This is a genomic window from Bifidobacterium catenulatum DSM 16992 = JCM 1194 = LMG 11043 (assembly GCF_001025195.1).
Taxonomy (GTDB): domain Bacteria; phylum Actinomycetota; class Actinomycetes; order Actinomycetales; family Bifidobacteriaceae; genus Bifidobacterium; species Bifidobacterium catenulatum.
Map to the genome: position 1 here is coordinate 723,895 of NZ_AP012325.1, position 19,888 is coordinate 743,782.

Consider the following 19,888-nt stretch of genomic DNA (forward strand, 5'->3'; position numbering starts at 1 on the left):
AGAGAACATAGGAAAAGGAGACAAGGTGAGCAACTTCAGTGCACCTCTGCCCGTTATGGCTGGCGAAGACATGCCGGCAGGGCCCGCCGATCCGATTTTCAACCGTCTGCTGAAAGACCGCATCATCTGGATGGGCGAGGAAGTCAAAGATGAGATGGCCAACCGCATTTGCGCGCAGATGCTGATGCTGGCCGCCGAAGATCCGAAGAAGGATATTTGGCTGTACATCAATTCTCCGGGAGGATCCATCACCGCAGGTATGGCCATTTACGACACCATGCAGCTCATCGAGCCTGACGTGGCGACCGTTGGCTTGGGTATGTGCGCATCCATGGGCCAGTTCCTGCTGAGCTCTGGCACTAAGGGCAAGAGGTTCCTGACATCCCACGCCCGCGTGCTCATGCACCAGCCTTCCGGTGGCATCGGCGGTACTGCAACCGATGTGCGTATCAATGCCGAGCTGATCATGGACATGAAGAAGACCATGAGCGAGCTGACGGCTGAGCAGACCGGCCACACGGTTGAGGAAATCTACCGCGACAACGAGTACGACCACTGGTTCACTGCGCAGGAAGCGTTGGAATACGGCTTTGTGGACAAGCTCGTTTCCACGCACGACACGATGAACGCCACCAAGGGAGAGTGAACATGGCAAGCGAAGAATCCCAGTTCGTAGCCCGCGCAGAGCGACTTGCAGGTCCGGCCGGAGTGGTCGGATTCCGGGCGGCGGCCGCTCGTGAAGCCGCTTTCGCACCGCAGAACCGCTACGTTTTGCCGCAGTTTGAAGAAAAGACCCCGTACGGTTTCAAAAGGCAGGATCCGTACACCCGTCTGTTTGAAGACCGCATCATCTTCATGGGCGTGCAGGTCGATGACACTTCCGCCGATGACATCATGGCCCAGCTGCTGGTGCTCGAAAGCCAGGATCCGAACCGCGATGTGATGATGTACATCAATTCCCCAGGCGGATCCATGACGGCCATGACCGCCATCTATGACACCATGCAGTACATCAAGCCGGACGTGCAGACCGTGTGCCTCGGTCAGGCCGCTTCTGCGGCCGCCATCCTGTTGGCAGCCGGTGCCAAGGGCAAGCGTCTGATGCTGCCAAACGCCCGCGTACTCATACACCAGCCAGCCATCGACCAGGGTTTTGGCAAGGCTACGGAAATCGAAATCCAGGCCAAGGAAATGTTGCGTATGCGCGAATGGCTTGAAAATACACTGGCCAAGCATACTGGTCGTGATGTGGAGAAGATTCGCAAGGATATCGAGGTCGATACCTTCCTGACCGCTCCGGAGGCCAAGGAATACGGCATCGTCGACGAGGTGCTGGAACACCGCGGCTGAGCGGTCGTTGCGGCAATCTTGGCCGAAGGTCGAGTTGCGCATCTTCACAAATCAATACCCCTGCCAGGCGTCGGCAGGGGTATTGTGTTTTCAATGACGATTGCATGGCGTCAGTTGTTCAATGGCAGGTACGAAAAACAAAGGGGTGCGAATGGGACGAGTGGTCAGCTACAACGACGAAGTGTCACGATGCACGTTCTGCGGTAAAACGGAAAATCAGGTGCGCAAGCTCGTTACCGGGTCGGGCGCGGCCATTTGCGACGAATGCATCGAGCTATGCGTCGACATCATTTCCGAAGAACGTGTCAAGGATGCCCAGCTGAACACGTTGCAGTTGCCGAAACCGGCCCAGATCAGCGCCTATCTCGACAACTATGTGGTTGGGCAGGAATCGGCAAAACGTACGCTTTCCGTAGCCGTATACAACCATTACAAGCGCGTCAACATGGAAATGCGCGAATCTACGGAATTAAGCGATCGTGCAACCCGCGAAAACGACGATCCGTTGGCTGGCGTGCAGGTGGCCAAATCGAATATTCTGCTGCTGGGGCCTACCGGCGTGGGCAAGACGTATCTTGCGCAGACGCTGGCGAAAGTCATGAACGTGCCGTTCGTGATTGCCGACGCCACCACGCTCACCGAAGCCGGTTATGTGGGCGACGATGTGGAAACCGTGCTGCAGCGCCTTATCCAGGCTGCTGACGGCGATGTGGCGCGTGCGCAGCAGGGCATCATCTATATTGACGAAATTGACAAGATAGCGCGCAAAAGCGGCGAGAGCACGTCTATTACACGCGATGTGTCAGGTGAGGGCGTGCAGCAGGCCCTGCTGAAGATTTTGGAAGGCACTGTGGCTTCCGTGCCTGTGGAAGGTTCACGCAAGCATCGAGAAATGGAAACGGTGCAGATCGACACCCGCGACATTCTGTTCATTTGCGGTGGTGCTTTTGTTGGACTCGCCGATATTGTGGCACAGCGCCTGGGTGCTCGCGAAAGCGGATTTGGTGCGGCCTGGCATGAGCGCGAGGTGCCGAAGCGTGAGCTGCTTGCCCAGGCTTCGGCCGACGATCTTGCCGATTTCGGTTTATTGCCTGAATTCATCGGCAGATTGCCGGTGGTGAGCGTGCTTGAGGAACTTACGGAGGATGATTTGGCGCGCATCCTGGTCGAACCGGAAAATGCGCTGGTCAAGCAGTATCAGAAGTTGTTTGCGATCGATGGGGTGACGTTGACGTTCACCGAGGATGCGGTGCGGCAGATTGCGGCCACGTCGATTCGCAGGGGCACGGGAGCGCGCGGCTTGCGGTCGATTATTGAGAAGACCTTGGAAGATACGATGTTCCAGCTGCCAAGTATGACCGGCGTGTCGGAAGTGGTGGTGGATGAGGCTTCCGTCAATGGATCCGGCACCCCGAAACTGCTGAAGGTTTCGACGGAGGAGATTCCCCGCAGACGCACCGCGTGAGAATTCAGATTTTGTGGGGCTGAGGCAAATGCGAATCTCTCTATAAAATCCATGAAAACAAGTGCGACACGCCGAGATTTTGCTGCGTGGCCATTTGGGTGTATCTTATACGAGTTGCCGAAAACAAGCAACGTTGCGCGAGTAGCCCAGCGGATTAGAGCAGCTGACTACGGATCAGCAGGTCGCAGGTTCGAATCCTGTCTCGCGCACTGGCCACCGGTCATCAGGTGGCATAAATAAATGAGATGACGTTGCGCGAGTAGCCCAGCGGATTAGAGCAGCTGACTACGGATCAGCAGGTCGCAGGTTCGAATCCTGTCTCGCGCACATGAACCTCCCTCGCGAAATGCGGGGGAGGCTTTCGTTTTCTTACGGGTCTATGGTCTCGTCGAATTTATTAAAAGCTCCTATGTTGTATACCATTTCGTATTGGGCATAGACGCTATGCGTTTACAAAGAACGCCAAGACCTTTCGGTATACTGGAGGGCGTTTTCATGCATGTTTTCTCATGCGTCGTTTACCATGTGGCTGAACGATATCGGCCGCAAGACAAGGAGCATAATGACCGCATCGAAGAGGGGAACCTGGGCAACTATTCGGCGTATCGCCGCTTCCGATCGCATATCGGGTTTGATTATGCTCGGTTTCGCACTCGCCGGTCTGCTGCTCGCGAACCTGCCATTCACGGCACATACGTTCGAAGAGCTGGAGAACTTCCGCATCGCCATTCCACACACCAATATCGACATGGGACTGGGCCACTGGGTGCAGGATGGTTTGCTGACGGTGTTCTTCCTGACCGTTGGACTGGAATTGAAGCAGGAACTTACTACCGGCTCGCTGTCGAATCCCAAGGCGGCTGCGGTGCCGATGCTGTGCGCGGTCGGTGGCATGATGGTCCCGCCGGTGCTATTCCTATTAACGCTGTTCCTATTCTCTGGTTTCGGTTCCAATCCGCTGGTCATCGCTTCCGGAACGAGTTTCACATTTGGCGAGATGTCCCACGGTTGGGCGGTTCCTACAGCTACGGATATCGCGTTCTCGCTGGCTGTGCTTGCCTTGTTCGCCAAGGCGTTGCCAGGCTCCATTCGCGCGTTCCTGATGACATTGGCTACGGTGGACGATCTGCTTGCCATCATTTTGATCGCGGTGTTCTTCTCTTCGGTGAACGCATGGTACTGGTTCGTCGGCATCGCCGTGTGCGCGGTCGTATGGTATTTCCTCGTGCGTATGCGCAAAGTGCCATGGTTTGCCGTGGCCATCGTCGGTATTCTGGCTTGGGTGATGATGTTTGAAGCTGGTGTGCATCCCACTCTGGCTGGCGTGTTGGTAGGTCTGCTTACTCCCGCGCATGAATGCTACGGCGAAAAGACTCCACGCGCCGAACGCTATGCGGACAAACTGCAACCGTTTTCCGCGTTGCTGGCCTTGCCGATTTTCGCGCTGTTCGCCACAGGCGTGCATTTTGAATCGTTGACTTTGGCGCTGTTCGTTTCGCCAGTCGTTGTCGCCGTCATGGTGGCGTTGGTGGTCGGCAAGCCTTTAGGCATCATGATCACGGCCTGGCTTTCCACGCATGTGGCTGGATTGAAGATGGCCAAGGGGCTGCGTGTGCGTGACATGTTCCCCGCAGCCTGCGCTTGCGGCATTGGTTTCACCGTGTCGTTCCTGATCTCCTCGCTCGCATATAAGGATGCCGAATTGTCTGCGGAGGCACGCTTTGGCGTGCTTGTTGGCTCCATGGTCGCAGCGGTGATTTCTGGTATTTTGTTGAGCCGTCAATCCAAGAAGTTCGAACTGACCGCTGCCGCATCGTCGAAACATAAGCATCATACTGCCGACGAGGACGCTGCTGGGGAAGTGGAATCTGTGCTTGAAGATGGCACCGTTGTGGTCAGCCAGATGATCAACACACATCCAAAGGTCAAATAACGACGTTCCGGCTATGGCATTCCGCGCCATATGCCAGACACGCAAAAAGCCGACGTTTATCACATATCGTGAGCGTCGGCTTTTGTTGTGTAAGGAAACGGCAGATCGGTGGAAACAGCCATACTAGCGTTTGACCGCTACGAGCAGACCTGTACCGGTCGGAGTGAGCGCGGTGATGAAACGTTCATCGGATTCCACGGTTTCCAGTAGGGTACGCATGGCAATGGATTTGGCGTCGCGGTTGGCGGGATTCAATACGCCACCTGCGGAAGTCGCAGCGTCGAAAGCGAGCACGTCCGTGAATACGATCACACCATGCTTCTTCAGCAGGCGGGGAGCCTGTTCAAAAGAGGCAGCATAATTTTCGGCGTCGCCAGCAACAACGATCAAATCGTATGTTTCGGCGTTCAAACGCGGCAGAAACACGTTGACAGGAGCATTCACCGCACGAAGCGTGGTCTGCGTCTCGTCGGAAAGACGATTGAACAACGTGCGAATCAGCGCAATGCCTTGGGAAGAGGAATCGACCGCGGTAAGCTGCCCCTTGTTATCCAAACCATTGACAAGCTGCAACGTTTCCACTACGGAACCGGTACCGACGGCAATCACTGACGACGCATCCACCATATGCACCAGCATGCGCAACAACTCCGCCTGTGCCGCGGAACCCTGCGGAATGCCCGCTTCTTCGGCGTGGGTACGAATGGCGTTCAGATTGGTTGACTGGCGTGAGAACGCATGATCTTCAACGTATTCCCAAGACTTGGCGAGATTGGTGTACGACGTTCTATCCATGGGTTCAGCGTTCCTTGACTTGGGCGATCAGTTGCCAGATTTCCTCGCCGACGTCGATGCCACGTGGACATTCGCGGGTGCAGGCGCGAACTGACTGACATGCTGCGATACCGTCCGCGGAATCAATGGCATCCATACGAGCATTCGCCTGACCATCTCGCGAATCATTGATGAAGCGGGACGCGGTAATCAACGCCGCTGGACCGATGAACGCCTCGCCTCCAGCGTACACTGGGCAGCTTCCTTCGCAAGTGCCGCAAGCAATGCAATTGGTGAGCAGCTCATATTTGGCAAGCTGCTGAGGATTCTGCAGATATTCGAAAGCGTTGATTTTTCCGTCTTTGGTGGTGGCTAATTCGTTATTGGCCTGCAAATACGGCTTAAGCTTCCTGATTTGATCGAGCATCTGATCGATATCAGCAATCAGATCACGCTGCACGGGGAAACCCGGCAGGGGAGCGAGCTCGATCACGCCAAGATCGCCTGAAGAAACGGAAACGGCGTCATCTGCAAGCGACGCATCTGCGTCTCCGGTATGGCGGAATCCCTCATTGTCCACTAATACGGTATTCGGCTGCTTGGCCCAATCCTTGATGGAAGCGGTGCACAGCAGCGTCGGCGTGCCATTGATGGACACTGCATCGGAGCCACACATGCCATGACCGCAGGAATAGCGGAACGCCAAAGTCGGATCGACGGTTCGCTTGATTTTCAACAGGCAATCAAGCACCGTGTCTTCCGGGCGCACATGCAACGTGTAATCCTGCACCCACTGCTTGCCGCGGGGACGGCGGCGCGCCGACGCGCCGGAATCTCCGAACGGAGAGCTTTTCTTGGCGAACGGGGAGCCCCCGCGTTCGCGGTCGCGGGCACGTTCAGGGCGCGGGGTGAACCTATTGACCCGCAACGTCACCGTGTTCATGCCGTTTTCTGTACCGCTCATCTACTCGCCTTTCCAATAAAAACCGACAACAAGTCTGCCATACACCGTGCCCAGAGGGCTCAGTACTCACGGGCTTTTGGCGGCATGTTCACAATATGCACCGGCTGCCAGGAGATCTGTCCAGAAGCATTCACCATGGAATGCGCGAGGAACTGCTCATCATCACGTTCCGGGAAGTCGAGACGTTTCAATGAGCCGCGGGACTCATGACGAGCGCCAGATGCCGCAAGCATGGTCGAACCAAGCCCAAGCAGATGTCGCACCTCCCAAATGGCGGTGATCTCCTGATTGAACGTGGCGGAATCGGAATGCGCATGCAAAACCTGGGCGCGGGCTTCCAGATCGCTACGCAATACGGATTGCGCCTGCTCGATGCTGTTCGCATCGCAGCGCACGGCGACCGCTTTTTCCATAACGGATCCCAAATCGGCCATAAGTTGGTATGGATTATCTGAAGCGTGCTCGTCGTCTTCAGGAAGCTGCGTCAGGAGATCTTTCAATTCAGAGGAACGCGCATCGGCGGCCTGCTGCACATCGTCTGTTCCATCTTCGGCATCTTCATCGGCTTCGGCCATCGGATTATTCACCGGAGCGGCGGCGATACGTTCCGCAAGCGCCTTGCCGGAACGAGTGCCGAACAGGCAGGCATCCAGCAGGGAGTTGCCGCCAAGACGGTTCGCGCCGTGCACGGATACACACGAGCATTCGCCGGCTGCGAACAGGCCGCCAACGATGGCGCGTTCGCCGTCAATCCAACGGTACACTTCGCCGTTGGTGGTGATCGGAATGCCGCCCATGGTGTAGTGTGCGGTCGGTTTGACCGGCACATAATCCTTGGTCGGGTCAAGATCGGCGTACTTTTCGATTGTTTCCACCACCTGGGGCAACACTTCATGCATATGGTCGGCATCAATGCCGGTCATATCGAGCCACACGCAATCCTTCGGGCCATCTGGATCCTTCGGATCCGCCACGCCACGTCCGGCGTCGATTTCAGCGGTGATGGAGCGGCTGACCACGTCTCGCGCGGCCAGATCGGCGTGCCCGGGAGCATACTTTTCCATGAAGGCCTCACCATCGGCATTACGGAGCACGCCACCTTCTGCGCGGGCCGCTTCCGACAGCAGAATGCCGGTATGTGCCAAACCGGTCGGGTGGAATTGCACGAATTCGCTGTCTTCCAGCTGCAGTCCGGCATGTAGTGCGAGCGCCATGCCGTCGCCGGTCAGATCCCACGAATTGGATGTGGTGTGGAACAGGCGGCCTGCGCCTCCGGTGGCCAGAAGCACGTTGTGCGCATGAATGGCGTGCACTTGACCCTTATGGGTGTCGAATGCCACCACGCCTTCGGCTTTGGTGCCATCCTCGGAGACCACCAGATCGGTCACATACCATTCTTCTGCGAATTCGACGCCTTCCGCCACGCACTGCTGCCACAGCGAGAAGAGGATCTGATGGCCGATGCGGTCTGCGGCGTATGCGGCTCGGCGAATCGGTTCCTTGCCGAAATCCTTGGTATGCCCGCCGAAACGACGCTGTGCGATGTGTCCGTCTTCGGTGCGGGAGAACGCCACGCCGGCATGTTCCAGTTCGATGACCGTTGCCGGAGCCTCTTGCGCGAACAGTTCGGCCGCATCCTGATCGACCAGCCAATCGCCGCCCTTGACAGTGTCGTAGTAGTGCCAATGCCAATCGTCGTGTTCGACATTGCCGAGGCTGGCCGCGATGCCGCCTTCTGCGGAACCGGTGTGCGAACGTAACGGCTGGAGCTTGGAAATCACCAGAATATTCGGTTCGATGCCGGCTTCCTTCAGCTCTTGGATCTGTTCGCTTCGTAACATCCCTAACGCTGCGGAAAGACCTGCCGCTCCTGCGCCGACGATTACTGCATCATACATATCTTCAACATGCTTCGGACTCATACCAACGATTTTCGCACAAGGTGTGACCTCGCTGTGGTTCGTTGGATGACGGGCATGTTGTCGTATGCGTGTTTTCACATGTTCTTGCGTGTTTGTTCGTCGGTGGCTGTGACGATTGGCGGTGTCAGTTGCGCTGTTGAGTGGTGTTTGCGTTGACGATGGTGATGTTGCCGTGTTGCGTGCTGATGAGCCCGTTGAGTTCCAGTACACCGAGTTCCAACACGATTCGTGAGATCGGATATTCTTCGGGATTGGTCTCTGCCAGTATGGCGAGCAGCCCGTCAGTGGAGACATGGCCATATTTCGCGTCGCATTTTCGTATGGCTTTCAATATGATTCTGGTGGTGTCGTCTGATTCCGGCAGGACGTCGTCGGCTGGTTTTTCCGTCTGTTCGCCGTCTATGACGATTGGTTGCGGTCGGTGCGAAGCATGGCAGAATTCATCGATGTCGGTCAGTGAGCAGATGATGTTTGCTCGTCCTTCTTGAATGAGCCGGTTGCAGCCCGTGTTGTGTGGCATGGTCACGTCTCCTGGCACTGCGAATACGCGGCGGTTGAGTTCGTTGGCCCATCCCGCGGTGTTGAGCGCGCCTGAACGTGCGCGCGCTTGGGCGACGATGAGGCTGGATGACAAGGCCGCTATCAAACGGTTTCTAATGAGGAATCGTCTGGCTTCCGGAGCGGTTCCTGGGCACAGTTCCGAAATCAGTGCGCCGGAATGGCTGATGATGGTTTCAAAAAGACGTTCGTTGCTTTTCGGCCCGATATGGTTGAGGCCTCCGGCGAATACCGCGACGGTGCGGCCTGCGAGGGGAGCCCCGATTTCGTCCATGGCTTGGATGGCACCCCAGTGGGCTGCCGCATCGGTGCCCAATGCGCCCCCAGATACTATGAGGTGCCCGGCACGGGCTGCCTGTTTGGCGAGCTCGTGTGCACTTTGCCTTCCGTATTCGCTCACTCCGCGTGACCCGACGACGCCGATCGGTTCCGGACATGATACCAATGCTTGCGGGTTGCCTTGCCCCCAGAGACATAATGGGGCGGCCCAGTCCGTATACATGGTGAGGTCGGCGAGCTGCGAAGGCCAGCAGGGATGGTGTGGTGCGACGATCCACTGTGTGCCCCCTACTGTGAACCAGTCCTTGAGCTCATCGGGATCTGTGCTGGGCAGCGTGGTCAAACGATGCTGCCAGGAGACCATCGCACCGTGGAATGAGGCCATACCTCTGGAGTTGATGCTGCGTCCCCAACGCGTGATGCCGTTGATGAACGCCGCATCCAGGGTTTTGCAAGCGGCTGTGGCCACGTTTTCGTGATTGCCTGGACCGCTGTCGGCGAGTAGTTGCAAGGTGTGCGTGGCTGATCCGATGCCTTTGATCAGCGCATACATCATTGCGTCGGCGCTGTCCAGACAGTAGGTGAGCACCGCACGTGCCAGGGTCTCGTCGTCGATGGCGGTTGTGTTGCCGTTCGTATTCGTATTTTCGTTCATATCAACTTCGTTCTCATGGAGATTCCCTGCATCATTTCTTCCGGTCCCGGAGAGGTTTTGCCTGATAGGTCGGCCAGGGTCCATGCGAGCCGCATGGCACGGTCCGCCCCTCTGAGGCTGAGCCGCTCACTGGCCAACGCATGGTTCACCAGTTCGATGGCTTTTGTGGACGTGTTGGCGCGAAGCCATGTTCCGGTGGCCTGCGCATTGCAGACCCACCCGAATTCACGAAAACGCTCCTGCGCGGTTTGCCTGGCCACGATGACTCGCAGGCGAATGGCATGGCTGGATTCGCCGGAAGGTGTCATTCCCGGATTGATTCGTTCCACGGGAGGCACTTCGATTTGAATGTCGATGCGGTCGAGGATCGGACCGGACAGTCGGCTGAAGTATTTGATACGGTCTTTTTCCTTGCATGTGCAGCGCTCTCCATTGCCGTAGGCGTAACCGCAGGGGCAGGGATTGGCCGCCATGATCAGTTGGAATCTCGCTGGATAATAGGTTGTGCCTTTCGCGCGCGATATTGCCACGTACCCGGATTCCAAGGGTTCGCGCAATGTTTGCAGTGTGCGTGCCGAGAATTCGGGTGCCTCGTCCATGAACAGAATGCCTCGGTGCGCTCGTGTGATCGCGCCTGGCTGCGCCAACCCTGCGCCACCGCCGACCAGGGACGCGGTGGATGCGGTATGGTGCGGCGCTTCGAATGGTGGAATGTCGCTGATGCCATAGCTGGGCAATGTGCCGCATAGGGAGCGGATCGATGCGACTTCCAGCTGTTCCGATTCGCTTAACGGGCTCATAATGCCGGGAATGCGAGAGGCAAGCATAGTTTTGCCGGTGCCGGGAGGGCCGGTCATCATCAGATGGTGCCCGCCTGCGGACGCCACCTCCAACGCCCATTTGGCCGTTTCCTGCCCCATGACCTCATTCATGTCTCCCGGAGGAGGGCATATCGACATGGTGCCGTCGTTGGGGTTCACGTCCCTGATCAGATCGGGAATCTCGTACTTTGTGGCGCCTCCCATCAGTTCGATCAATTCGCCCACGTGGCGCACGCCGATGGCGTTGACGTCGGGCACGAGGGTGGCTTCATCCAGATTGGCATGAGGCACGATCACCTTGCAGACGCCTTGATCGCGTGCATGCAACAGAATCGGCAGTAGGCCGTTGATGGGAAGCACCGTGCCGTCGAGATTCACTTCCCCGAGCACGACGGTGTCGTTCAGGCAATCGTGGGGTATCGTTCCAGATGCGCTGAGTACGCTCGCTGCGATCGCCAGATCATGAGAGGAACCGCGTTTGGGCATGGATGCCGGCGAAAGATTGACCGTAACTCGTGTCTCCGGCCATTTTGCGCCGCTAGCTTGGCATGCGGATTTGACACGTTCCCTCGCTTCGGAAAGCGAGGTGTCGGGAAGCCCGATGATGGAGAAGTAAGGAAGTCCGGGGGAGACGAACGCCTGGATTTGGATGATGAAGGCTTTCAGTCCGATCAGTCCCACGGAAAGTGCGCTGCCGATAGCCATCAGAACGCTCCTTCGATATGGTGCATAAGCGGCTTGCCGCTACGTACGATGACGGTGATGACGTCGAAGCGTACGCCGTTATGTGGTGTGCGATGGTCGCTGTCCGACAGCCATTGCACGGCCGCATGGCGCAGGTTGATCTGTTTGGATGACGTTACGGCTTCCTGCGGAGTGCCGTAGCGGAGCGTCCGCCTGGTTTTGACTTCGACGAAGACGATGATTCCCGCATCGTCGCGTGAGACGATGTCGAGTTCGCCATACCGGCAGTGCCAATTGCGGTCGAGCGTCTGCCAGCCTTGGCTTTCCAGCCATGCGGCCGCATATTGCTCGCCGAGTTCTCCGAGCTGCCGTGCGCACAGAGTACCATCATGCAATCGCTGTGCGATGGAATCAAGAAGCTGTTCCGAACGCTGCATTGCGGTCGGAACGTCATGTGTTGTATTGCCGTTCATGGTTCAAGTCCAGCAGAAAGAACCGGCGTGAAGCAAGCGTGAACGGCAAATGTGGATAAAGGATGCGGTTTCGGGCGTGTTTGGGATAGTCGGTGGATAACTTGCCGTTATTCACATTGCTCCACGGGGCCAATGGCTATGGAACGTCCGAAACCGTATGCGATCGGAATGCTCAGTGACGGACCAGCTGCGTCAGCTCGTCAAGATTCAGTTCAAAGCTCACGCCACGTTCATCATGATGCGGCTGATACTGCGTGTTTTCCATGGCATGACGCACAAACTCGCCTGCGATATGCGCCGATTCGGCTAACGGCCTGCCCGCCATCAGTGCACCACAGAGTGCGGAAGCGAACGCGTCGCCGGTACCATGCGTCATGAACGGCAGCTTGCTGTGCGCAAGCTCCTGCTTGCCGGAAGCCCCCGAATCAGCTGAGGCAACATAATTGCGAATCGTACCATCGTCATGATCGATGCCTTTCAAAACCACGTTTTTCGCACCCAAATCAAGCAATGCGTCAATCATGTCATCTACTTCGGCATCGCTCAGATCGCGCCCTGGATATGTGCGTTTCGTCAATATGGATGCTTCCGTCAAATTCGGCATCAGCACGTCGGCGCCATCCACCAGCGTGCCCATAGCTTCGCAGAGTTCCGGCGTGTATGTGGCGTAGATTTCGCCTCCATCTCCCATTACCGGATCCACTAAACGCAAGGCATGCGGATATTGCGAATACAGGCGTTTGATGATCGCAACCTGTTCGGCGGAGCCAAGGAAACCGGAATACACGCCGTCCAAATCGACGTTTTCCTTGCGCCATGCGTCCAGATAACCGTCCAAAATCTCGGTCGTATCGTGGAAGGTGAATACGCTGTAGCGCGTGTGTGCCGAAAATAGCGCGGTCGGCACCGGACATACGTCGCATCCGGCCGCCGACAGGATCGGAATGGCCGCCGTCAGCGAGCAATTGCCGTATCCGCACATGTCATGCACCGCCGCAACGCGCGGAATGTAATGCGGATCGCGATCATACAGAATCACGTCATCCATGTTGAAACCCTCTCTTGCGATTGTCTGACCACGACTTTAGCCGCCTGTCTGACTTCGGAGCCACGATGCTTCGTACGGTGTATCACCGCAGTGCCGTTTGCCGGCGTGTCGCAGATTTTCAGACGGTTGTCAGAACGGTTTTATAGAGCATGAATGGCAATGATTCCAACGGTTTATAAAGGGATATAGGCAAGTGCGATAACGTTTGGCTTGCATTGCGGAGCGCGGCCGGATTATTGTCGCTACCAACACCTGACCAGCCGCCACACACGGCAAGGCGGGTGGCCAGCAAGACAGGCAGCGAACCATTCCACACAAGGAGCAGAAACCATGGCAGATTCCAAGAACTACCGCTTCGAAACCCTGCAGCTTCACGTCGGCCAGGAGCAGGCCGATCCGGCAACCGATTCCCGCGCGGTGCCGATCTACCAGACCACCAGCTACGTGTTCCATAATTTTGACCACGCCGAGGCCCGTTTCGGACTGGCGGATCCAGGCAACATCTACGGCCGCCTGACCAACTCCACCCAAAGCGTGTTCGAAGACCGCATTGCAGCCCTCGAAGGCGGTACCGCAGGTCTGGCCGTCGCATCCGGCGCAGCCGCGGTCGAATACGCGGTGCGCAACATCACCCAGTCCGGCGATCACATCGTCGCCGCCAAGAACATCTACGGTGGCACCTTCAACCTGCTGCGTCACACCCTGCCGCGTGACGGCATCACCACCACCTTCGTCTCCGCCGAGAATCCGCAGGAGTTCGAGGACGCCATCCAGGAGAACACTAAGCTCGTCTACTTCGAGACCTTCGGCAATCCGAACGCCGACCTGCCGGACTTCGAAGCCATCACCGCCATCGCCCACAAGCATCATCTGCCGGTGATCGTCGACAACACCTTCGCCACCCCGTACCTGTTCCGCCCGCTGGAGCACGGCGCTGATGTCGTGGTCGAATCCGCAACCAAGTTCATCGGCGGCCACGGCACCACCCTCGGCGGTGTGATCGTGGAAGGCGGCAACTTCAACTGGGCCGAAGTGCCGGGCAAGTTCCCGACCCTGACCGAGCCGGATCCGTCCTATCACGGATTGAACTTCTACGAGGCCCTGGGCGGATCCGCGTTCGTGACCCGCATCCGCGCCATCCTGCTGCGCGACACCGGTGCCACCCTGTCTCCGTTCGCCGCATTCCTGCTGCTGCAGGGCACCGAAACCCTGTCGCTGCGCGTCGAGCGTCACGTTGAGAACGCGCTGAAGGTCATCGATTACCTGAAGACCGTTCCGGAAGTCGAGTCCATCTCCCACCCGTCCATCGAAGGCCGCAAGGACAACGAGCTGTACAAGAAGTACTTCCCGAATGGTGGTGGCTCCATCTTCACCTTCGACATCAAGGGCGGCAAGGACGCGGCACGCGTGTTCATCGACAACCTGCACCTGTTCAGCCTGTTGGCCAACGTGGCCGACGCCAAGAGCCTCGTGATTCACCCGGCCTCTACCACGCACTCCCAGGAGACAGTGGAGGAGCTCGAGGATCAGGGCATCCACCAAGGCACTATCCGCCTGTCCATCGGCACCGAGAACATCGAAGACATCCTCGACGATCTCAAGGGTGGTTTCACGGCTCTGCGTGAATCTGGCCTCGCCAAGTGAAACGAATCGGATCGGCGAAATAACGCCATCCTAAACAAATGAAACGGTCTGCGACGCCGAAAAGAAGGGCGGCGTCGCAGACCGTTTCGTCGTATCTGCAAGTGATGTCATCTCAATGTATTACAGCTGGTATAGAATTTGCGATTGTTCCGAAAAGCAATATCTCAATTCTTTTCTTTGAAAGAAAAAAACATTGGATTCTTTCAAAAATACAAGCATTACTGATGATATTGAGAATAATGTAAAGAGAGAAGAGATCATGGCCCAAGAAGTCAAGAACGATATCAAAAAGGCGTTGCAGGTCAATACCATTCCGCTGATCGCCATTATGACCGCGGTCACCACGGTGCTGACCATGCTCGTGAAGATCCCGACCCCGATCCGTGGCTACCTCAACCTGTCCGACACCATGATCTATTTCAGCGCGTATGCGTTCGGACCGTGGGTGGGCGGCATTATCGGCGGTCTTGGCCCGGCGTTGAGCGATTTGATCTCCGGTTATCCGCAGTGGGCCATCTTCACGTTCGTCATCGATGGCCTGCAGGCCGTGCTCGTGGGCTTGCTCGTCAAGAAATTCAATCCGGCGAACATCATCATCGGCTCGGTGATCGCAGGCGTATGGAAGGTGTTCGGCTATTTCATCGCAGGCGGAATCCTTTCTGGATTCGGTCCGGCGTTGGGCGAGATCGCGGGCAACTCCTTCCAGATGGTGGTGGGTCTGATTGTGGGCTTCGCGCTGTTCACCGCCGTCCGTCAGGCCTATCCGCCGCTGGTACGTTTGGGCAACCTCGGTATTAAGGCGGGGGAGTGATACATTAATATCATGTGAAGGCAGGCCCGTGGATTTGCCGATGAAAGGCGATTCCACGGGTTTTATTGTGAAATGCGGTTGTCGGCTGCGGAAAAAATGCGTGAAAGCACGGGGTGGACGTCATGATTACGGTTCGCGACTTAGGGTGGAAGTACGCGCCACTGACCGACGGGGGCAAGCCGGTGGAAAGCCTCAAGCACGTCAGTTTCGACATCCGGTCCGGATCCTTCGTCGGTATCATCGGACCGACCGGAGCGGGCAAATCCACGCTATGCATGGCATTGGCCGGTATCATTCCGAACCTGGCCGACGGCACCATGAGCGGTGTCGTGGAGGTCAACGGCATGAATACGAGCAGGCACTCCGTCTCAGCACTGTCGGAGCGCGTCGGCTATGTGCAACAGGATCCGGAGGCGCAGCTGTTCTGCTCGAGTGTCGAGGATGAGATCGCTTTCCCGCTGGAAAACCGCGGAGTAGCCCCGAACATCATCGACAAGCAGATCGACATCATGCTCGACTTGGTCGGCATGGCCGGATACCGCAAACGTGTACCGACCAGCCTGTCGGGAGGCCAGATGCAGCGCGTGGCCATCGCCGCCGCGCTTGCAGCGGAACCCGATGTGCTTGTTCTTGACGAACCCACCGCGGCTCTCGACCCCGAAGGCAAGCAGGAAGTGTTCGACGCGCTCGAACGTATTCGCCAAACCCGTTCCATGACGGTGATCATGGCCGGGCAGGACACCGAACACATCGCCTACTGGGCCGATCAGGTGCTGTTCATGGTCAACGGTGAAGTGGTGCGTAATGGAGACGCCAGCCTATTTACCCGGGAACGTAGACTGTTGGAATCCTCCGGCGTGCAGGTGAGTGACGGACCATCCCCCGTCATCAAGGCGTTGCCGGTAAGGAACGACGGCAAGCCGAAGCATACGATCATCAGTCTGGACCATGTGACGCACCGCTATGGACAGGGCGGCAATGCGTCTCCCGCATTGGATGATATCAGTCTGGATATCGAACAGGGCGCCTTCGTGGGACTTATCGGGCGCAACGGGTCAGGCAAGACCACGCTCGCCAAGCATCTGAACGGGCTGATCCAACCCACACAGGGAATCGTGAATGTGGATGGGCTCGACGTATCGAAGCATAGCGTGGGCGAAATGGCCGCGCACGTCGGATTCGTATTCCAAAATCCTGACCATCAGATCTTCTGTTCCAGCACCAAAGAGGAGATCGCGTTCGGTCCGACCGCGCTCGGACTTGATGCGGCCACCGTGTTCAAACGTGTCGACGGAATGATGACATTGTTCGACCTGCACCGGTATGAGGACGTTTCACCGGCCACGCTTGGCTATGGCGAACGACGTGCGGTGGCATTGTCTTCGGTGATCGCCATGCGCACGCCGATACTCGTGCTCGACGAACCTACGGCAGGTCTCGACCATCGTCTCGCATCACGATTCCTTGGAACCGTGGAAAGACTCAACCGGCATGGCGTCACCGTCATCATGATCAGCCATGACATGCGTGCCGTATATCGATATTGCACGCACGTGCTCGAATTGGAAGACGGTCATGTTGCGCAATATGGGCCGATCGACAAATCGCAGGAAGCACAACAATCGCCCGCGCGACAGGCGCGGCAACCGCACAAGGTGCGCGGTCCGGTATCAGCGACCCACGTATTGTTGAAAATCGCCAAGGATGAATGTGACAAGGAGGAACGCTGATGGATGCCGACCTGTATGTGCCAGGCGACGGATGGTTGCATCGCACCGATCCGCGCGTCAAATTCCTCATCTCCATCGTCATGCTGGCCCTTTGCCTCGTATGGCGTAACTGGGCGTTCATCCTCGGCATCCTCATTCTCGAACATGTGATGCTCGCCACCGACCGTGTGCCCGCCGAACGCATTGGATGGGTGTGGAAGATCCTCGCCGTGCTCATCGTGTTCATTGTGGTGCTTTGGCCGGTCTTCGACCAGAGTGGAACGCACGTGCTCTGGCAGTGGGGATGGCTGCGTCTCACGCAGGAGAACCTGCTCATGGCGGCAGTGATGGGTCTGCGCATTCCAGCGCTCGGCTTTGCATGCTTCATCACGCTGTTCACCACCAGCCAGACCAAACTGGTTCGTGGCCTTACCTCGCTCGGTGTGCCCTACAAGGCCGGGCTCACCCTGGCAACCGCGTTACGGTATATTCCCGTGTTCTTCTCCATCTTCCAATCCGTGTCCGAAGCGCAGCGTGCGCGAGGGCTTGATCTGAGCGGCAAAGTCAATGCGGCAGGTAAAAAACGCAACATATTCGTACGTCTCGTAGACCGGTTCAAATCGTATCTGCCGATCATTATCGCCGTATTGATTCGCGCCTACAAAATGAGCCAAAGCGTGGGCTGGGCCATGGAATCGCGTGGACTCAACCTGAATCGGAACGGCGTGAAACGCACATATCGGGTCAACCTTACGATGAGAATTGCCGACTGGATTATTCTCGTGATTACCATCGCCGCCACCGCAGGCAGCGTGTGGTTGATGACATGGCTGTCATAGGGGGTGTGATGACGCAGGATGAGGAGCGTACTACAATCACCGCACGTGATTTGAAGGTGGTATCGGCGCTGCAATGCAACGGACGTATGACCATGCAGGCGCTTGCCGATAAAATCGGCATTTCCGTATATGCGGCGACGGAAAGCTACAAACGGCTCACCGAAGCGGGCATCATGACCATTGTGCCCGTATGCAATCCGTTGAGTCTTGGAAATTACAGTCAGGTGCTTGTGGGACTGCGCATCAACGGCAATCGCAACGAGGCACTCGCCATGCTCAAAGCCATGCCTCAGGTCACCTATGTGGTCTGCGCGTTGGGCGATGCCGACATCATTGCCGAAGCCGTGGTGTATTCAGCCGAAGGTATGGACCATTTCCTGAAGTACGATTTGCGCGCACTGCCCGGATTGACCCGTCTGCAAGTGTTCTCCTGCGGTCGATTGGTGCTTGACGACCATAATGTCAGCGTGGTCAACCGTCTGCTGGCCGAACGCGGCGAAACTGGATTCATGACCAAACGTGAGGCCAGCGTCGGCACCGATATTCCCGTGCATCGGTTGGACTCGCGATTCGTGCACACGTTCAACGAATTACAGAAAGACGGCAGGGCAAGCTACGCCACGCTAGGGGAGCATCTTGGCGTGACGCACACCGCGATTCGTGGGCGCGTCAAAAAACTGGAGGATTCCGGTGTGATGCGCATTATGGCCACGGTCAGCCCCATGCGTTTAGGCGGATTCCGCCAAGCATTTCTCGGCATCGGTGTGAAGCCGCCGTATCGGCTTGATGCCGAACAACTGTTGGAAATCGATGAAGTGACGTACGCGATGAGCGGCGTCGGATTGAACGGAGCCGACTACCTCATCGAAATCATCGCCGGAGATGACGGGGATCTGTGGCGTGTGGTAGACGAATCCATTCGCTCGCTGCCAGGCGTGGAACAGACCTGGTGGGCATCCACCGTCAGCGTGGAAAAAGAGTCGTATTGGCTTGAGCCTCCCCGCGACGGCGTGCTTCTCGACGATTGATGGATCAATGGTATTATGCGCCCCGTCTTTGCTCATTCTCAAGGATGAGATGATAATTCAGACCAACGCATGATATTCGAATCAGCTGTTTTTCCGTAATTTTGGAGGTAATCCAAAGAAAGGAATGACAGCATGGATATCAGGGACACCATCAAAGCTACCAATACGGCCATTGCAGCCGTGGATCTTGTGAAGGACTACGGTTCCGGGAATAACACGGTGCATGCGTTGCGTGGCGTCAACGTCGCTTTTGAAAAAGGAAAATTCACGGCGATTATGGGACCTTCCGGTTCCGGCAAATCCACGTTGATGCACACGTTGGCAGGACTGGATTCCGCAACCGGCGGGCACATCATATTCAATGGCGACGATCTGACGCACATGAACGACAACCAGCTTACGTTGCTGCGCCGCCGCGACATCGGATTCATCTTCCAAAGCTTCAACCTGCTGCCGATGTTCACCGCCGAACAGAACATTCTCATGCCATTGACCTTGGCTGGAGCGAAACCCGACCGACAGTGGTTGCGTCTGCTGGTGGAAACGCTTGGCCTTAAGGAACGTCTCAATCATCGTCCGAACGAACTATCGGGAGGTCAACAGCAGCGTGTGGCCATCGCACGAGCATTGATCACCAAGCCGAAACTAGTATTCGCAGACGAGCCCACCGGCAATCTTGACTCCGTATCAAGCGCCGAAGTGCTGAGCTTCCTGAAACGTTCCGTCAACGAACTTGGCCAAACCATCATCATGGTCACGCATGATGCGGTCGCCGCGTCTTACGCCGACCGTGCGCTCGTGTTTGCCGACGGCCAGATTGTGGCGGACGTGAACAAGCCGACAGCAGACCAGATGAGTGAACTGTTGATGAAGGAACGCGAAGCCGCCACAATGAATGTGGCTTCCGTGAGACATTCCCACTAAACGCACT

At 57.0% G+C, this 19,888-nt stretch carries 17 protein-coding genes and 2 tRNA genes; 12 read left to right on the top strand and 7 right to left on the bottom strand.

The window, feature by feature from the left end:
- The first annotated feature begins 25 nt into the window (after window positions 1–25).
- From BBCT_RS03025 to nhaA, 6 genes are all read left to right on the top strand, one after another.
- Window positions 26–646 (top strand): ATP-dependent Clp protease proteolytic subunit, encoded by a 621-nt coding sequence (locus BBCT_RS03025; protein WP_172620097.1) that lies wholly within the window; start codon window positions 26–28, stop codon window positions 644–646.
- 2 nt (window positions 647–648) lie between these two features.
- Window positions 649–1,350 (top strand): ATP-dependent Clp protease proteolytic subunit, encoded by a 702-nt coding sequence (locus BBCT_RS03030; RefSeq protein ID WP_003836574.1) that lies wholly within the window; start codon window positions 649–651, stop codon window positions 1,348–1,350.
- Between the two features lie 151 nt (window positions 1,351–1,501).
- Window positions 1,502–2,815 carry an ATP-dependent Clp protease ATP-binding subunit ClpX gene (clpX, locus tag BBCT_RS03035; protein WP_033513248.1) on the top strand — a complete coding sequence of 438 codons (1,314 nt, stop codon included), beginning with the start codon at window positions 1,502–1,504 and terminating at the stop codon, window positions 2,813–2,815.
- A 135-nt stretch (window positions 2,816–2,950) separates the two neighbouring features.
- A tRNA-Arg gene (locus BBCT_RS03040) sits at window positions 2,951–3,024 on the top strand.
- Window positions 3,025–3,068: 44 nt separating this feature from the next.
- A tRNA-Arg gene (locus BBCT_RS03045) sits at window positions 3,069–3,142 on the top strand.
- A gap of 232 nt (window positions 3,143–3,374) precedes the next feature.
- Window positions 3,375–4,748, top strand: coding sequence for a Na+/H+ antiporter NhaA (nhaA, locus tag BBCT_RS03050; RefSeq protein WP_407921706.1), 1,374 nt, complete (start codon window positions 3,375–3,377; stop codon window positions 4,746–4,748).
- Between the two features lie 123 nt (window positions 4,749–4,871).
- Here the strand turns inward: nhaA and BBCT_RS03055 are convergent, their stop codons facing one another.
- The 7 genes from BBCT_RS03055 to BBCT_RS03085 form a co-directional block, all read right to left on the bottom strand.
- Complete coding sequence (locus BBCT_RS03055; RefSeq protein WP_003836579.1) at window positions 4,872–5,543, bottom strand: O-methyltransferase; 672 nt, start codon at window positions 5,541–5,543, stop codon at window positions 4,872–4,874.
- Between the two features lie 4 nt (window positions 5,544–5,547).
- On the bottom strand, window positions 5,548–6,486 hold the full coding sequence (locus BBCT_RS03060) for a succinate dehydrogenase/fumarate reductase iron-sulfur subunit (RefSeq protein ID WP_003836581.1): 939 nt from the start codon (window positions 6,484–6,486) through the stop codon (window positions 5,548–5,550).
- A gap of 59 nt (window positions 6,487–6,545) precedes the next feature.
- Window positions 6,546–8,408 carry an FAD-binding protein gene (locus BBCT_RS03065; RefSeq protein ID WP_003836583.1) on the bottom strand — a complete coding sequence of 621 codons (1,863 nt, stop codon included), beginning with the start codon at window positions 8,406–8,408 and terminating at the stop codon, window positions 6,546–6,548.
- Window positions 8,409–8,532: 124 nt separating this feature from the next.
- Window positions 8,533–9,900, bottom strand: coding sequence for a DNA-processing protein DprA (gene dprA, locus BBCT_RS03070; RefSeq protein WP_003836584.1), 1,368 nt, complete (start codon window positions 9,898–9,900; stop codon window positions 8,533–8,535).
- Window positions 9,897–11,426 (bottom strand): YifB family Mg chelatase-like AAA ATPase, encoded by a 1,530-nt coding sequence (locus tag BBCT_RS03075; RefSeq protein ID WP_003836586.1) that lies wholly within the window; start codon window positions 11,424–11,426, stop codon window positions 9,897–9,899. The genes dprA and BBCT_RS03075 overlap by 4 nt, the downstream gene beginning before the upstream one ends.
- Window positions 11,426–11,878: a YraN family protein gene (locus tag BBCT_RS03080; protein WP_003836587.1), complete on the bottom strand. Its 453-nt coding sequence runs from the start codon at window positions 11,876–11,878 to the stop codon at window positions 11,426–11,428. The genes BBCT_RS03075 and BBCT_RS03080 overlap by 1 nt, the downstream gene beginning before the upstream one ends.
- Window positions 11,879–12,050: 172 nt before the next feature.
- Complete coding sequence (locus tag BBCT_RS03085; RefSeq protein WP_003836592.1) at window positions 12,051–12,926, bottom strand: pyridoxamine kinase; 876 nt, start codon at window positions 12,924–12,926, stop codon at window positions 12,051–12,053.
- 330 nt (window positions 12,927–13,256) lie between these two features.
- On the opposite strand from BBCT_RS03085, the gene BBCT_RS03090 reads away from it, so the two are divergent.
- From BBCT_RS03090 to BBCT_RS03115, 6 genes are all read left to right on the top strand, one after another.
- Window positions 13,257–14,570: an O-acetylhomoserine aminocarboxypropyltransferase/cysteine synthase family protein gene (locus BBCT_RS03090; protein ID WP_003836594.1), complete on the top strand. Its 1,314-nt coding sequence runs from the start codon at window positions 13,257–13,259 to the stop codon at window positions 14,568–14,570.
- Window positions 14,571–14,829: 259 nt separating this feature from the next.
- Window positions 14,830–15,381, top strand: coding sequence for an ECF transporter S component (locus tag BBCT_RS03095; protein WP_034248241.1), 552 nt, complete (start codon window positions 14,830–14,832; stop codon window positions 15,379–15,381).
- A gap of 122 nt (window positions 15,382–15,503) precedes the next feature.
- Window positions 15,504–17,111 (top strand): ABC transporter ATP-binding protein, encoded by a 1,608-nt coding sequence (locus BBCT_RS03100; protein ID WP_003836600.1) that lies wholly within the window; start codon window positions 15,504–15,506, stop codon window positions 17,109–17,111.
- Window positions 17,111–17,929 carry an energy-coupling factor transporter transmembrane component T family protein gene (locus tag BBCT_RS03105; protein WP_003836602.1) on the top strand — a complete coding sequence of 273 codons (819 nt, stop codon included), beginning with the start codon at window positions 17,111–17,113 and terminating at the stop codon, window positions 17,927–17,929. The genes BBCT_RS03100 and BBCT_RS03105 overlap by 1 nt, the downstream gene beginning before the upstream one ends.
- A complete protein-coding gene (locus BBCT_RS03110) occupies window positions 17,917–18,957 on the top strand; it encodes an Lrp/AsnC family transcriptional regulator (protein WP_003836603.1) in 1,041 nt (346 codons plus the stop codon). Before BBCT_RS03105 ends, BBCT_RS03110 begins: the two co-directional genes overlap by 13 nt.
- Window positions 18,958–19,089: 132 nt before the next feature.
- On the top strand, window positions 19,090–19,881 hold the full coding sequence (locus tag BBCT_RS03115) for an ABC transporter ATP-binding protein (protein ID WP_003836606.1): 792 nt from the start codon (window positions 19,090–19,092) through the stop codon (window positions 19,879–19,881).
- Window positions 19,882–19,888: the final 7 nt, after the last annotated feature.